The organism is Marinobacter sp., from assembly GCF_041690615.1.
Lineage (GTDB): Bacteria > Pseudomonadota > Gammaproteobacteria > Pseudomonadales > Oleiphilaceae > Marinobacter.
In genome coordinates this window covers 46307-61350 of the sequence record NZ_JAWLGY010000007.1, presented here as the reverse complement: position 1 = coordinate 61350, position 15044 = coordinate 46307, and the positions used below count along the sequence as shown (strand labels likewise).

16 protein-coding genes are annotated in these 15044 nt (G+C 60.4%); 5 read left to right on the top strand and 11 right to left on the bottom strand.

What is annotated here, in order from left to right; genetic code table 11:
* Positions 1-28 precede the first annotated feature (28 nt).
* The 11 genes from gorA to gspE all read right to left on the bottom strand — a co-directional run bounded on the left by gorA (position 29) and on the right by gspE (position 10078).
* Positions 29-1390: a glutathione-disulfide reductase gene (gorA, locus tag ACESMZ_RS07060; RefSeq protein WP_372957571.1), complete on the bottom strand. Its 1362-nt coding sequence runs from the start codon at positions 1388-1390 to the stop codon at positions 29-31.
* A 62-nt stretch (positions 1391-1452) separates the two neighbouring features.
* Positions 1453-2139 carry a GNAT family N-acetyltransferase gene (locus tag ACESMZ_RS07055; RefSeq protein WP_372957570.1) on the bottom strand — a complete coding sequence of 229 codons (687 nt, stop codon included), beginning with the start codon at positions 2137-2139 and terminating at the stop codon, positions 1453-1455.
* Between the two features lie 73 nt (positions 2140-2212).
* Entirely contained in the window at positions 2213-2740 is a 528-nt protein-coding gene (gspM, locus tag ACESMZ_RS07050) for a type II secretion system protein GspM (RefSeq protein WP_372972405.1), read from the bottom strand.
* A 2-nt stretch (positions 2741-2742) separates the two neighbouring features.
* Entirely contained in the window at positions 2743-4041 is a 1299-nt protein-coding gene (gspL, locus tag ACESMZ_RS07045) for a type II secretion system protein GspL (RefSeq protein WP_372957568.1), read from the bottom strand.
* A 16-nt stretch (positions 4042-4057) separates the two neighbouring features.
* Positions 4058-5071 (bottom strand): type II secretion system minor pseudopilin GspK, encoded by a 1014-nt coding sequence (gspK, locus tag ACESMZ_RS07040; RefSeq protein WP_372957567.1) that lies wholly within the window; start codon positions 5069-5071, stop codon positions 4058-4060.
* Positions 5068-5889 carry a type II secretion system minor pseudopilin GspJ gene (gene gspJ, locus ACESMZ_RS07035; protein ID WP_372972404.1) on the bottom strand — a complete coding sequence of 274 codons (822 nt, stop codon included), beginning with the start codon at positions 5887-5889 and terminating at the stop codon, positions 5068-5070. The genes gspK and gspJ overlap by 4 nt, the downstream gene beginning before the upstream one ends.
* The gene (gene gspI / locus ACESMZ_RS07030) at positions 5886-6266 is read right to left on the bottom strand and encodes a type II secretion system minor pseudopilin GspI (RefSeq protein WP_372957565.1); all 381 of its coding nucleotides are present in this window, start codon (positions 6264-6266) and stop codon (positions 5886-5888) included. The genes gspJ and gspI overlap by 4 nt, the downstream gene beginning before the upstream one ends.
* A complete protein-coding gene (gspH, locus tag ACESMZ_RS07025) occupies positions 6266-6820 on the bottom strand; it encodes a type II secretion system minor pseudopilin GspH (RefSeq protein ID WP_372957564.1) in 555 nt (184 codons plus the stop codon). Before gspH ends, gspI begins: the two co-directional genes overlap by 1 nt.
* A gap of 4 nt (positions 6821-6824) precedes the next feature.
* Positions 6825-7256, bottom strand: a complete 432-nt coding sequence (gene gspG / locus ACESMZ_RS07020; RefSeq protein WP_372957563.1) for a type II secretion system major pseudopilin GspG — start codon at positions 7254-7256, stop codon at positions 6825-6827.
* A gap of 102 nt (positions 7257-7358) precedes the next feature.
* Positions 7359-8570: a type II secretion system inner membrane protein GspF gene (gene gspF / locus ACESMZ_RS07015; RefSeq protein WP_372957562.1), complete on the bottom strand. Its 1212-nt coding sequence runs from the start codon at positions 8568-8570 to the stop codon at positions 7359-7361.
* Positions 8570-10078 (bottom strand): type II secretion system ATPase GspE, encoded by a 1509-nt coding sequence (gene gspE / locus ACESMZ_RS07010; RefSeq protein WP_372957561.1) that lies wholly within the window; start codon positions 10076-10078, stop codon positions 8570-8572. The genes gspF and gspE overlap by 1 nt, the downstream gene beginning before the upstream one ends.
* Positions 10079-10433: 355 nt before the next feature.
* On the opposite strand from gspE, the gene ACESMZ_RS07005 reads away from it, so the two are divergent.
* The 5 genes from ACESMZ_RS07005 to ACESMZ_RS06985 all read left to right on the top strand — a co-directional run bounded on the left by ACESMZ_RS07005 (position 10434) and on the right by ACESMZ_RS06985 (position 15038).
* The gene (locus ACESMZ_RS07005; protein WP_372972403.1) at positions 10434-11090 is read left to right on the top strand and encodes a type II secretion system protein N; all 657 of its coding nucleotides are present in this window, start codon (positions 10434-10436) and stop codon (positions 11088-11090) included.
* A gap of 15 nt (positions 11091-11105) precedes the next feature.
* Positions 11106-11756 (top strand): transglutaminase-like cysteine peptidase, encoded by a 651-nt coding sequence (locus ACESMZ_RS07000; protein ID WP_372957559.1) that lies wholly within the window; start codon positions 11106-11108, stop codon positions 11754-11756.
* Between the two features lie 79 nt (positions 11757-11835).
* Positions 11836-12216 carry a MerR family transcriptional regulator gene (locus ACESMZ_RS06995; RefSeq protein ID WP_372957558.1) on the top strand — a complete coding sequence of 127 codons (381 nt, stop codon included), beginning with the start codon at positions 11836-11838 and terminating at the stop codon, positions 12214-12216.
* Positions 12217-12256: 40 nt separating this feature from the next.
* Positions 12257-13423, top strand: a complete 1167-nt coding sequence (locus ACESMZ_RS06990; protein ID WP_372957557.1) for an isovaleryl-CoA dehydrogenase — start codon at positions 12257-12259, stop codon at positions 13421-13423.
* A gap of 7 nt (positions 13424-13430) precedes the next feature.
* Positions 13431-15038, top strand: coding sequence for a carboxyl transferase domain-containing protein (locus tag ACESMZ_RS06985; RefSeq protein ID WP_372957556.1), 1608 nt, complete (start codon positions 13431-13433; stop codon positions 15036-15038).
* Positions 15039-15044: the final 6 nt, after the last annotated feature.

Genomic DNA, 15044 nt, shown 5'->3' with positions numbered 1-15044 from the left:
CTCGGGACTCGGAAAGGACAACGGAAGATCAGGCCACTGGCGTACGCATGGTGACGAACTCTTCCGCTGAGGTGGGGTGGATACCGAGGGTACTGTCGAAGTCGGCCTTCGTGGCGCCACATTTGAGAGCCACTCCGATACCCTGGACAATCTCTCCGGCGTCCGGGCCGACCATATGGGCACCAAGGACCCGGTCGTCATCCCCATCGACCACAAGTTTCATCAGGCTACGCTCGTCACGGCCGCTGAGGGTGTGCTTCATGGGGCGGAACTCGGAGCGGTAGATCACCACCCGGTGGCCAGCCTCCCTCGCCTCCGCCTCGGTCAAACCAACCGTACCAATGTTCGGCTGACAGAAAACCGCCGTCGGAATATTGCGATAGTCCATCTCGCCTTCGCCGTCTCCAAACAGACGGCGGGACAGTACCATGGCCTGGGCCAGTGCAACCGGGGTCAGCTGAGGGGTACCGATAACGTCTCCGAGTGCGGTGATGGACGGTACAGCGGTCTGGAAGTATTCGTCCACCTGAATGTGACCGCTGGTGGTAAATTCCACGCCCAGTGCCTCCAGGCCCAGTCCATCGGTCAGCGCCCGCCGTCCGGTCGCAGCCATCACCAGACCAGTCTCCATGACACTACCGTCCGAAAGGGTTACCGCAAAACCACTGCCGGACTCCTCCACCGACGTGATATTGGTGTTGAATCGCAGGCGAATGCCCTTTTTCTCGAGTTCCGTAACCAGGAAACGACGGACATCGTCATCAAAGCCACGAAGGAACAGCTCACCCCGATAAATCAGGGTGGTGTCGACCCCCAGGCCAGCCAGAATGCCGGCGAATTCCACGGCGATGTAACCTCCACCCCAGATCACCGCTTCACGGGGCAGCTGGGGCAGATAGAACATTTCATTGGAGGACAGGACCAGGTCGCGGCCCGGCACATCGGGGATGGACGGCCAGCTACCGGTAGCGACCGTGATGTGCTCTGCGGTCAGCTCCCGGTCACCTACCACAACCGTATTGGGGTCGCGCAACGATGCGGTCCCCTGAATAACCGTGACACCGGCTCCATCGAGCAGTTGACCGTAGATGCCGTTGAGGCGCTCAATCTCGGCGTTCTTGTTGGCCACCAGGGTTGGCCAGTCAAAGCGAACCTCGGAACGGGGCACCTGCCAGCCATAACCGGCGGCATCTTCCAGGTCTTCACCAACGTGGGCGCCGTAAACAAACAGCTTCTTGGGAACACAGCCCACATTGACACAGGTACCGCCCAGATACCGTGACTCGATTACGGCCACCCGAGCGCCGCGCTGGGCAGACATACGGGCAAGGCGAACGCCGCCAGAGCCGGCGCCAATAACGATCAGATCATAATCCCGGGATTCAGACACGTGGACTCCTGTTCAACTTAACCAAAACAGACCGGTCAACAGCCGCCTGGATCCCGTCGGGATCAGGAGGCCTGGAAGCCGGCCTTCGTGGATGAAATGTCCGCATCCCTGAACAGTACAAAATCCTCATAGTCCCCAAGCCGGACGGTGCCTAGGCTGCGGAACCCTTCTGATTCATAGAACGGCAGATAACGGCTGTTGCCGGTATCCAGCACCAGGCCATTGGCTCTGGGGTTCTCGGAGCACAGCGCCTCAACGGCAGCCAGCAGGCGTCGGCCAAAGCCGCGGTTCTGATATTTCGGGTGAACGCCCATCAGCGGAAGCTGATAGGTGCCCTCTCCCGGAAGCATGCCGCGGATCTTCTCATGGTAATCAAGATAGCGTCGGGTGGAGGCGAAGCCCGCTGTCAACACCATACGCAGTCGCCAGCTCAGCTGTTCTGCCAGGTTCAGGCGAAGTTCAGGTGCACCGATGAACGCCACCGCTACCAGCGTGTCGTCCGCCATGACACCGATTGCATCCTGGTTGAGTTCAAAATAGAGGTTGAGCAATTCACGGATGGTTGCACGAACGCGCTTATCATACCCGGGCTTGCGATGATCGAACAGGTACTGGAAAGTCGGTTCGTGCCGGTACGCCTGGTAGAGAATGGACTTTGCCTCGTTGAAAGCGGTGTCGTCCAGCCGCACAACGGAAGGTTCCCGGGCGATTTTCTTGTCATTGTCTGCCGTTGCCATACCGTCTGCCATTAAAAGGCTCCCTTTCGGTTAGCGTTATGCCACCCATAGCGGCGTATTATCAGTAACTTTCCATCATAACCACTCAGATTGCCAGCGTCAGTCGCACAGAAACCACCCCGGGAGAGTCCCGCCGGTCCATGGCCGCCTGTTCGATCAGTATGCCATGGTTGCTGCTCAGGCCTTCCAGCCACTGAGCGACTTCACTGAAAGGTACGTTTTCAAGCCATACCCGGATCGCGCTGTCACCGCTGGGCTCGAAGCGCTGCAGGTCGAGGCCGGCTTCCCGGGCTGTACCGGTGACCGTTTCCATCAGTTCCCGACTGCTTTGCGGCTTGTCGGAGGCGCTGACCTCGGAGGCAGAGCCCCCGCCGAGCCCCCTGATTACCTCTCGATTCTGCTGCATCCAGGCCAGCAGTTCGCTGGCATGATCCCGGGCACTGACCGCTTGATCATGATAGGTAGCTACTGGACGCCACACAGCAAAATAGACCAGTGCCAGCAGCAATGCCACCACCATGAGTTTGAGAGCCTGTTGGTCCCGCCTGGGCAGGTGATCGTATCGGGCGATGAGCCGGGTGACTGACGGGTTTTCCTTGAGCTTGCTGAACACGGTTAACCTCCTGATACCGTCAGACGGGCACGGGTGCCGTCAGAGTCGTTGACCACCGAACCGATACTGGCTTCCAGGCCCTGCTCGGCAATTCCTGAACGCAGGGCATTGAGCCGTTCATAACTGTCAGCGCGCACATCCACCACCAGTTCGCCCCGGGAGCTCGTGTAATTAACGGAGTTGAACAGAACCGACTGGCTGCCCGAGAGCTCACTGTACTGTTGACCGGTGTGCTTCATCAGTGGCAGGAAGCCCGCATCGCCAGCTTGCTGGCCGGCAACTCTCAGCTGGCCTTCGATGATCCGGCGGACGTTACGGGGTGTCGCACGCCGGTCTTCCGGGAACGCCTGCCGGTAAATGGCCATCGCCTGGTCTTCCAGGGCTGCCGCCTGCTGGTGATGGTAGTAGCCCATGCCCACCTGGCCGGCGATGACAAGCACGAACCAGATCGCCGCAATGGCGACAGCCGGCCGCCAGGCCCTGAGCGCACCGCCCTTTCCCTGGCTCGGTGCGTAACTGCCCTGGCACAGATTAATCGGCTCTGCTGCATGGTGATAGTGAGCGCTAGCCAGTAGTTCAACGACAGCCCCTTCCATCGGCTCACGATGCACGCTCAGCCGCGGGGTGCCAGCCAGGCCGGATAACACGGACTCGTTGTCGGCAAAGGTGGCTTCGGTGCCGTAGACCACGACCCGGACCTCTGCCGCCACCTCATCTTCCTGGGGAAGAGCCAGGGTCTGGGCAAACACCCCCAGATTCTCGGTCCTCATGGTCATCCACTCACCCCGCCGGGAAGCGAGCAGTGCCATCCCCTCACCCAGGCAGACGGCCCAGTCATGATCCTTCAGGGGCACCAGGGCGGCATCCGGGTAGATGGCCTCCAGCTCCACGCCTTCCCAGTCCAGAAAGGTCTCCTGCCACAAGCCCATACGCTGGTGGTCAATAGCAGCAACGCGGTAGCCATCCTCAGTCGCACCACCCAGGGCCAGGTGAACTGTATCCACATCCTGGGCAAGCTGTTCTTCAACCGCAAAAGGCAGCGCCTGGCGTATAAACCGGGCCTGTCTGGCCGGAATGTCCGCAAAACAGAACAGGGCTTCGTCACCGGGTATCAGCCCGATCAGACGAACCCCTTCAAGGGAATTCCGGCTGAGCGCGTCCTCGATACTCTCCCTGGTCTCATCCTGGCCACTGGCCTGCAGTTCACCACTGGCATCGAGCAATACCCAGTCCAGCCGCAACTCTCCAGCGGTAGGGTCTGCACTGCCGGGCAACGGCCTGGCATAAAGATGGTATGACATAGCGTGCGTCCTTGTTCTATTCCTCGGACACCCCGAAGGGCTCCTTGGTTATTCTGTGCTTCTGACCGGTATCACGATGGACCACCGACAGCTCGCCTTCGCTGCTCCGGTACAGGGTGCTGACCAGGTTCACTACGCGGTCATCCCGGGTTATCCGGGAGACTACTTCGAAAAACTCAGAACGCACCTTCAGGCCCTGGGGTCTTAGCCCCAGGCCGGCGAACTCGGGCAAGGCGGTAAAGTCACCCGTCGTCAGGAACCGCTCCTCTTCCCGTCTTTCCACGACAGCCTTGGCCTGGGCATCGGTGATCTCCTGATGCAGAGAGCGGATGACCGGGACTGAGGCCATGTTAACATTGATACCGGTTCCCGAAACCGGAAGTGCCGCAACATGTGGACGTAGCAACTGGTAGGCCTCTTCGGTCATGCCTTCGATCAGACGCAACTCGGTCACACTGGCGAAGGGCTGGTTGCCCGCCCGGTACGCCGGGTCTTTCATCAGGTACTGGCCGTCTTCTGCCCCATAGGCCGAGACTGGCTCTTCGTCAGGGTCCACCCAGTCCACCAGGGCGTCCACATGAACGTCGGTAACCCCCAGAACCATCAGTAGGCGCATCAACCGGTCACGGGTCAGTTGATCAATAGCCCCGGCGGGATTCACCAGATCATTGAGATTGATTCGGCCGGACAGGTCATCCACCTGGACCTCCGCCACCCCACCTTCATCCAGTGGCAGCACGGCGGCATAACGCCACCAGACTTCATCAGGACTGTCCACCAGTTCGTTATTCTCCCGGTCGGTCCTGAGATCCTGAAAGAGGACCTGCTTGGCAAAAGCTTCCGCCCCCAGGGCCACGTTATAGCCCTGGGTCTGGGCCAGAAAATGCCCGGCACGGAATACCCTGACGCCCTGCTGCTTGACCATGCCCGCTGCCATCATCACCACCAGCGCCATGGACAGCAATACCATGATCAGCGCCATACCACGCTGGCACCGACCCGGACCAGTGATGGCCCCTGCTGGCCTCATGCCCCCCCTCCCTGATTCCCGGGTGGCGCCAACCCCTGCCCGGTCCCGGCGTCAGAATCATCCCCGTCGTCGTCCTGGTCGCCCTCACCGTTCTCATCCTCTTCCTCATCGGGCTGATTGCCCTGGGTAATGGCCGTTTGCACCGCAGAGACGTCGAACTCAGGCATGAGAAAAAGGCGTGTCAGTTCACCAAAACGCTCGTGCTCCAGGGTCACTTCCACCGCCATGGGTAGCGGAATGACCGGAGCGCCAGGCCCACCGGGAGTTCCCTGGTTCGTCGGAGGCCAGTCTTCCTGCCAGTCCCGGTTCTCGTCCAGAAAGCGAACGGTGAAAGCCGTCACCCGCTCAAGCAGCAACTGGTCCCGGCTTTCGTCTTCCTGGGCCTGGTCAAGCATGACCCAGTAACGACGGCGCACTTCATCCCCGGTGAACTCCCAGGCACTTCGCTGTAATTCACTGCGTTGCTTGCCCAGCGGGTTACGCCACCCCTGGCGGGTTACGCTGAGCACGAAGGATTCCCCGACGGAGGTGAGAGCCGGCTCGTAGTCGCCGTAGATGTTCCTAACCGGACGGCTGACCACCTGACGCAAGTCCCGTTCAAGTAACAGAAAGGTTTTCTGGAGGCTGTCAAACTCCCCCGATACCTCGTCCACACGGTCCCTGGCGGTCACCACGCCGGACAAGACCTGCCAGATGCCGAGGCCAATCACGGCTGTAATAGAGACCGCAATAATGACCTCCATCAGCGTAAAGCCGGTCTGCCGGTTCCGGGAGCGCACCGGGGTCGGTACGCCAGGAGCGCCCGGACCAACACTCACAGGGTCTGCTCCGGGTCCCGCAGGAACCCCGACAGCGTCTGCAGCTGAACCGGCTCACCCTGGTCACGGTACGCCTCGACACGCACCTCCACACGCCGCATGCTGTCTTCGTCGGTATCTGAAACCTCGGTGACCACTCGCCACCGGCGACCCGCGTAGTCCACCTCCTCGCTGTTCTCGGACACCGAAGGAAATTCTTCCTGCAGTCGTACTTCGTTCATCCGGTTACCGGCGATCCAGGACGCCAGGGTCAGATCCCGGGTGCGCTCGAAGCTCCCCAGGTACTGGCTGCCCACCTGGGATGCGGCAGTGGCGATAAGCCCGAAAATCATCAGTGCCACCAGCACCTCGATTAACGTGAAACCCTGTTGTCGCATCAGAAGTCGTCCGTGTCCGATGGCGTTTGCAGTTCGATTTGATCCAGCCCGTCAGCAACCAGACGGTAGCGCTGGTCCGGAGAGGGGGTCGCCAGGAATTCCAGTTCAAACGGGGTGGTTTCGCCACTGGAATAGAACACAATATCCGGCTGCAAACGCCCTTCGCTGTCTTCGTCATCATCGCGGGCCATGGCGGGAATATCGTCTTCGCTGAACAGGGTGACACTCATCCACTCCGGAAAGTCGCGCCCCCGGAACAGACGTTCACTCTCGCTGCGCCACTGCTGCTCCTGTTCGTTATAGACCAGGAAGCGGTAACCCTGTTCGTCCACCACCAGGCCCAGCTCCTCGTTGTTGAGAATGGCCTGCTCTGACGCGGTCTGCATCAATACGTAAAGCTCGCGGACCTTGCTGTTCATCTCCCGCTGTTCGCTGCCGCCACCCAGGTTGACGATGGCCAGCGACGCCAGCAGGCCCACCAGAACCAGCACCACCAGGATCTCAATCATGGTGAAGCCGGCCTCGGCAGGCCGTCGGGGAGCGATCAGCGCCACGGCGTCAGTCGAGGTCGTGAACGCTGATGTCCGCGGCGTCGCCGTCACCGCCTTCCTGACCGTCGGATCCCAGTGAGTAGAGGTCATAGGCGCCTTCGGCACCCGGGCTCTGATACTCGTAAGGGTTACCCCAGGGGTCTTCGGGGACGTTCTTCAGGTAGCCGTCCGGGTTCCAGTTCTTGGGTTCCGGCGAACCGCTGGGACGGTCAACCAGTGCCTCAAGGCCCTGCTGGGTGCTGGGGTAGTGACTGTTGTCCAGACGATACAGGTCCAGGGCATTGGCGATATTGCTCATCTGGGTCTTGGCAATCGTAACCTTGGCCTGATCACTGCGCCCCATGATGTTGGGGGCGACCACCGCCACCAGCAGGCCCAGAATGACCATAACCACCATAATCTCGATGAGGGTGAACCCTCGCTGGTTGCGTTGTTTCATCGTTGTGCTCTCTTTCATTGTGGTTCCAGATTGCTTTGCAGTTTCAGGTTTCGAAGGATCTTTTGTTGTTGTTTGGCTCTGGCACGCAAACCGGGTAGCGGTTCACCCCACCAGATTACTCATGTTCAGAATCGGCAGCATGATGGCCAGCACAATAATCAGCACCACCACCCCCATCACCAGCAGCATCATGGGCTCGAACAGTCCTACCATGGCGGCGATCTTCGACTGCAGGGTGTTCTCCTGCATCCGGGCGGTGCGTTCCAGCATGCTGTCGAGTTCACCGCTGGCCTCTCCGGAGGCAATCATGTGCAGCATCATCGGCGGGAAGTAGCCAGTCTGCTCCAGCGCCTTGTTCAGGCTGCCGCCTTCCGACACCGTCTGGGCCGCATCCCGCAGGCGGCCCCGGAGATGATCGTTGCCCAGTACCTCTCCGGCAATGCGCATGGCCTCCACCAACGGCACGCCACTGGTGGTCAGAATACTGAGCGTGCTGGCATAGCGGGCCGTATTGACACCGCGAACCATGCCCTTCAGTAACGGCATATCCAGCAGCGCCTTGTGAAAACGGCGGCGGTTGCCCTCGGCCCGCAGGGAAAAACTGAAAGCGACGCCACCAAGCACAGTTGCCAACAGCAACCAGACGCCGTAACTGGACAGAAAGTCAGAGGCCGACAGCATGGCCCGGGTAAGGGCGGGCAACTCCTGCCCCTGCTTGACGAACACCTCGATGATATCCGGTACCACGTAGGTGAGCAGGAACACGACAATTGCGATGGCCACGAAGGTCAGAATAATCGGGTAGATAGCCGCCAGCTGAATCTTCTGACGGGCTTCCTGGCGGGCCTCGGTGTAATCAGCCAGGCGATTGAGCACCAGGTCCAGATGCCCCGCATGCTCGCCCGCAGCCACAGTAGACCGGTAAAGCCGGGGAAACGCCCGGGGAAACTCGCCCAGGCTGTCGGCCAGGGTGTAGCCCTCCATAACCTTGGCCCGGATCGCAATCAGCATGCCTTTCATGGCCGGTTTTTCCGATTGCTGGGCGGCGGCCGAAAGGGCCTGCTCGATGGGGATACCGGACTGGATCAGGGTGGAAAGCTGCCGGGTAACAAGGGCGAGGTCAGAAGCGCTCAGGCTGCCCCGCCGGCTGAACGAACTACCCTTGCTCCGTTTTTCGGTGGCGGGCTCCACCGCCAACGGTGCCATGCCCTTGTCCCGCAGTTGCTGGCGAACCGCCCTGGCACTGTCCGCCTCGATAACGCCACTGGCCTGCTTGCCGCGCCGGTCCAGCGCCTTGTAATCAAAGGCTGGCATCAGCGGCTCCGATGGGTCACACGGAGGACTTCTTCCACCGTGGTCACACCGTCAAGGATCTTCTGGACGCCATCGGCATGGATGCTCGGCCCCGCCTCCCGGGCGACCTTCTCCAGATCCAGCTCCCCGGCACGCTTGTGGATCATGGAACTCATGGCATCGGTGATCTCCACCACCTCATAGATACCGATACGGCCCTTGTAGCCCAGGTTGTTGCAGTGCTCGCAGCCCGTTGCCTTGTAGATTGTCGGTGGGCTGGCCGGGTCGGCCTGGATGAACTCACACTGCTCGGCCGACGGCAGATAAGGCTCCCGGCACTCCTGGCAAAGCACACGGACCAAGCGCTGGGCCACCAGTCCCACCAGGCTGGAGGAAATCAGGAAAGGCTCGATACCCATATCCATCAGCCGGGTGATGGCCCCCACCGCCGTATTCGTGTGCAGGGTGGAGAGTACCAGGTGACCGGTGAGACTGGCCTGGATGGCGATCTCGGCGGTTTCCAGGTCGCGGATCTCACCAATCATCACCACATCCGGGTCCTGACGCAGAATGGCCCGCAGGCCGCGGGCAAAGGTCATGTCCACCTTGGTATTCACCTGGGTCTGGCCAATACCCGGCAGGTTATACTCGATCGGATCCTCGACGGTCAGTATGTTGCGGCTGCGATCGTTGATTTCCTGCAAACCGGCGTACAGTGTGGTGGACTTACCGGAGCCGGTCGGACCGGTGACCAGCAGAATGCCGTAGGGCCGCTTGACCATCCTGCGGAGCAATTCCAGGTCACGGCCTTTCATGCCAAGCGATTCCAGCCGGATGTTACCGGCCTGCTTGTCGAGCAGACGCAACACCACCCGTTCACCACTGGCAGACGGCATGGTGGAAACCCGGATGTCCACTTCACGACCGGCCACACGTAGCGCAATACGCCCGTCCTGGGGCACACGTTTTTCGGCAATGTCCAGCTTGGCCATAACCTTGATCCGGGATACCAGCAGTGGTGCCAGGGCCCGTTTCGGCTGGACCACTTCACGCAACACACCATCCACCCGGAACCGGACCACCAGGCGCTTCTCGTAGGTTTCGATATGGACGTCCGAGGCGCCGGTCTTGACCGCTTCGGTGAGAATCGCGTTGATCAGCCGGATAATCGGTGCGTCGTCTTCCTGCTCCAGCAGGTCTTCGGTCTCCGGCACCGATTCGGCCAGGGAGGCCAGGTCCATGTCATCGCCGATGCCCTCCACCATCTGCATGGCTTCGGCGGAATCGTTCTGGTAGGCATTATTGAGCGCCTCATCGAATGCACCGGGCTCAATGGGCTCGAAGGTCGCCCGACCGCCACTGATTCGGTTGGCTTCAGCCAGGGCACTGTGAGGGGCACCGGGGCGAACCAGGATCACAGGCTCACCGGAACGGTTGCGGGTCAGAATGACCCCGTTACGTTTGGCGAACGTGAAAGGAAGGCGTCCCAGCGGAGCATCCTGCGGCTGGATTTGCGTTTCAGTAGTCAAGGCAGTCCCCGTGTTTCGTTCAGAACCGACGTCAGGAGGGTTGGACCTGTCTTCCCGAACACCGTTCCACTTATTATTCCCTGTAGGTGTGAAGGCTACCACAGGTTTTGGCGCCCCCTGAATAACTCAATACACTATAATCGGCAACAGGATGTTACATTGTGATGAGCGTTCAGGACCTCGGAAATTGTAGCCAGCAGCCTCCGCCCATCCGGGGATAAAACGGGCAAGTGGCACCATGCCGGAGGTTTTAAGGAAGAAACATCGCATCGCGTGAGCCCAGACGGCGCCCGGCCCCTGGCAAGGGCCACCCGTGCCATGCGATACGGCCAAGTACGTTGAAATAAGGATAGCCATGTCTGCTCTTAACGCCAGACTTCCCATGATCACCGCACTATTGCTCGCCGTTGCCATGGTTGCCACGCTAGCCTGGCAGGGCTACCGGTTCTGGGAGCAGGACCAGGCCCTGAAAAACGCTCCGGCGAGAGCCGAGCCAGCACGCACCGCTACGCCGCAGAGGCAGCAACCCCAGGTTCCCCTGGCCAGTATCGATATGTTCGGCCGTGCCGATCCCGAGGCTCTCACTGCTGACCAGGATACGGAAGACCTCCCCGAAACCAATCTCCGCCTTTTCCTGCGCGGCGTACTGGCCGGCACAGAGGAACAGCCCGGCAGCGCCCTGATCGAGGATGACAGAAACCGTACTGAGGTCTATATCATTGGTGATGAACTGCCGGGGAATGCCAGGCTTCGCTCCGTGCATGCCAACCGCATTATTATCGAGCGCAGTGGCAAGCTGGAGAACCTCTACTTCCCCGAAACACAAGACTCCCGGGGCATGGAGCTGGCCGCCATCGAAAACGGGGCTCAGCCTGTCCAGACCGTCGGCGACGGCCAGGACCAGAACGCCGGCCAGCCCCGGGCCATGGCATCACCCCAGGCCACCGACGAGCGTCGCCAGCAGATTCGCCAGCGGCTGGAACAACTCCGTCAACGGCTGAAGGACCAATAACGATGAGGTAGCCCCATGGCAATCACGCGGCAGGCGGCCAGACGCAGTTCCCTGCTTCTGGTCATCGTATTCGCCGCCGCTACTACCGCCTTCGAGTTGGGCTCCGATCTCCTGCAGTACATCCAGCAGGAATATGGCCTTGAGGCACGGGCAAGGCTGGAAAACTGGGAACGCCTCCACAAGCTTGCCGAACCCGCCCCCATCCGCCGTCAGGTCCAACTGGTCAACTCTTTCTTCAACCGCACGCCCTTCGTCAGCGACCTGCAGCACTGGGACCAGGAAGACTACTGGGCCACCCCGGTGGAAATGCTGGCTACCAACGGCGCCGACTGCGAAGACTTCTCCATTGCCAAGTACCTCACCCTGCGCTCCCTCGGAGTGCCGGACGACCAGCTTCGTATCGTCTACGTCAAAGCCCTGGAACTCAACCAGGCCCACATGGTCGTCGCCTGGTACCCCACCCCCGATGCCGACCCGCTTATACTCGACAACCTCATAAACCAGATTCGTCCAGCGTCGGAACGTGACGACCTGGAACCGGTCTACAGCTTCAACGGTGAAGGTCTCTGGCGCATCCGTGGCAACCGAAGCAAACGTTCCGGCGACGCCGAACAATTACGCCACTGGCGCTCGCTGCAGGAACGTCTCATCGACGTCCTCAAATGACCCATTCACTCCCGGAAGCAACACTTGCGCGGGAATCAGACTTGGTTTACGTTAACGTAAACTGCACAAGAACAAGACTATGGCTTCACCAAGGCAATACACCATCAGCGACCTGGCGCGGGAATTCGACGTCACCACCCGGACCATCCGCTATTACGAAGAATCCGGCATGCTCAGCCCTGCCCGTGACGGCCAGACACGTCTCTACAACGATGCTGACCGGGTCAAACTCAAGCTCATCCTCCGGGGCAAACGCCTGGGCTTCAGCCTGTCCGAATCCCGGGAGCTCATCGAGATGTACGACCCGGATTCCGATAACCGGCATCAGATCAATGCGTTGCTGGACAAAATAAATAAACGACGTGAACAACTGGAAGCCCAGCTCCACGATATCCGACTGATGCAGGAAGAACTGGACGAGGCCGAAACCAAGTGCCGGGAGGCACTTGGTGAAACCTGACTAATCAGCTAACTCCCAACTGACCAGAGGCACAATAACAATGAGCCAATACACCACCCTCAACTTCAACCACGGCGAAACCCTGGACACCCTTCGTGACCAGGTCCAGCGCTTTGCACAGAACGAAATCGCCCCGGTTGCCGACAAGACCGACAGGGACAACCAGTTCCCCAATGACCTCTGGCCCAAGCTGGGTAGCATGGGCCTGCTGGGTATGACCGTCAGCGAAGAATACGGCGGCAGTAACATGGGGTACCTGGCCCACGTTATCGCCATGGAAGAAATCAGCCGGGCCAGCGCCAGTATCGGACTCAGCTACGGGGCCCACTCCAACCTCTGCGTCAACCAGATCCACCGTAACGGCACCGAAGCCCAGAAACAGAAATACCTGCCAAAACTGGTCAGCGGTGAACACATCGGGGCGTTGGCCATGAGCGAGCCCAACGCCGGTTCCGACGTTGTCAGCATGAAACTGAGGGCAGACAAAAAAGGCGACCGTTACTTCCTCAACGGCAGCAAGATGTGGATCACCAACGGCCCGGATGCCGACACCTACGTCATCTACGCCAAGACCGATCCCCAGGGCGGCCCCAGGGGTATTACGGCCTTCCTGGTGGAGCGAGACTGGAAAGGTTTCTCCCGCGGCCCCAAGCTGGACAAGCTGGGTATGCGTGGATCCAACACCTGCGAACTGATCTTTGAAGATGTCGAAGTGCCGGAGGAGAATATCCTCGGCAACGAAAACGAAGGGGTGAAAGTTCTGATGTCCGGCCTGGACTACGAGCGCGTCGTTCTGTCAGGCGGCCCCACCGGCATCATGCTGGCCTGCCTGGATGTGGTCGTACCCTACGTCCATGAGCGCAAGCAGTTTGACCAGCCCATCGGCGAGTTCCAGCTCATACAGGGCAAACTGGCGGACATGTACACCGAGCTGGCAGCCAGCCGCGCCTACTTGTATGCCGTCGCCCAGGCCTGCGACCGGGGCGAAACCACCCGCAAGGACGCCGCCGGCGCCATTCTCTATACCTCTGAGCGGGCCACCAAAATGGCGCTGGAAGCCATCCAGATACTTGGCGGCAACGGCTACATCAACGACTACCCGACCGGTCGCCTGCTGAGAGACGCAAAACTCTACGAGATTGGCGCCGGCACCCAGGAAGTCCGTCGTATGCTGATCGGCCGCGAACTGTTCAAGGAATCCAACTGAGGTTGCCATGGCAATTATCCACAGCACGATCAATGCCCAGTCGGATGAGTTCCGGCAAAGAAAGGAAGCCATGGAGGCCCTGGTGGACGACCTGGCCCGTCGGCTGGAACGGGTCGCCCAGGGAGGCGGCAAGGAAGTCCAGGAACGCCACCGCAGCCGCAACAAGCTGCTGCCCCGTGAGCGGGTCAACCGCCTTCTGGACCCGGGCTCACCCTTCCTTGAGATCGCCCCCCTGGCCGCAGACGGCGTCTATGACGACGACGTTCCCGCTGCCGGCATTATTGCCGGTATTGGCCGGGTTCAGGGCGTGGAATGCCTGATTGTCGCCAATGACTCCACCGTCAAGGGCGGCACCTATTACCCCCTCACGGTAAAGAAGCATATTCGCGCTCTCACCGTTGCCGAGGAAAACCACCTGCCCTGCATCTACCTGGTGGATTCCGGCGGCGCCAACCTGCCCCAGCAGGACGAGGTTTTCCCGGATGCCGAGCATTTCGGGCATATTTTCTATCGCCAGGCCAACATGTCTGCCAAGGGCATACCCCAGATTGCCGTGGTACTGGGGTTGTGCACCGCTGGCGGCGCCTATGTGCCCGCCATGGCCGATGAAAGCATCATGGTAAAGGGGCAAAGCTCGATCTTCCTGGCCGGCCCGCCCCTGGTGAAAGCCGCTACCGGCGAGAATGTATCCGCCGAAGAGCTCGGCGGTGCAGACGTACACTGCAATATTTCCGGGGTAGCCGACCACCTGGCCCACACCGAGGAAGAGGCCCTGGAGCGTGCCCGTCGCTGTATCGCCAACCTTAACCACGAAAAGCAGAACCAGCTGACCACCAAGCCCGCCAAAGACCCGCTCTACGACCCCGGCGAACTCCACGGGGTGGTGCCTGCCGACCTGCGCACGCCCTACGATGTTCGCGAGGTCATCGCCCGCCTGGTGGATGGCTCCGAATTTGACGAATTCAAGGCCGGTTATGGCACAACGCTGGTATGTGGCTTTGCCCACCTGTACGGCCATCCGGTGGGTATCGTGGCGAACAATGGCATCCTGTTTTCGGAGTCCGCCCTCAAGGGAGCGCACTTCATAGAACTCTGCAGTCAAAGGGGTATCCCTCTGATATTCCTGCAGAACATTACCGGTTTCATGGTCGGCAAACAGGCTGAGCACGGCGGCATCGCCAAGAATGGCGCCAAGATGGTGACCGCCGTGGCCTGCGCCCGGGTGCCCAAATTCACGGTGATTATTGGTGGCAGCTTTGGTGCTGGTAACTACGGTATGTGCGGCCGGGCCTACAACCCCCGTTTCCTGTGGATGTGGCCCAATGCCCGTATTGCCGTTATGGGCGGTGAGCAGGCGGCTGGCGTGCTGGCGGACGTAAAGCGTGCAGGGCTGGAGCGTAAGGGCAAGAGCTGGAGTGGTGACGAAGAGCAGGCGTTCAAACAGCCGATTATCGATCAGTTTGAAGAGCAGTCCAGCCCCTACTACGCCTCGGCCCGGCTTTGGGACGACGGAGTGATTGACCCTGCCGACACCCGCGACGTTCTGGGCCTGGCCCTCACCGCTTCCCTCAATGCCCCGGCCGAAGACACGCGCTTCGGCGTCTTCCGGATGTAAGGAGAT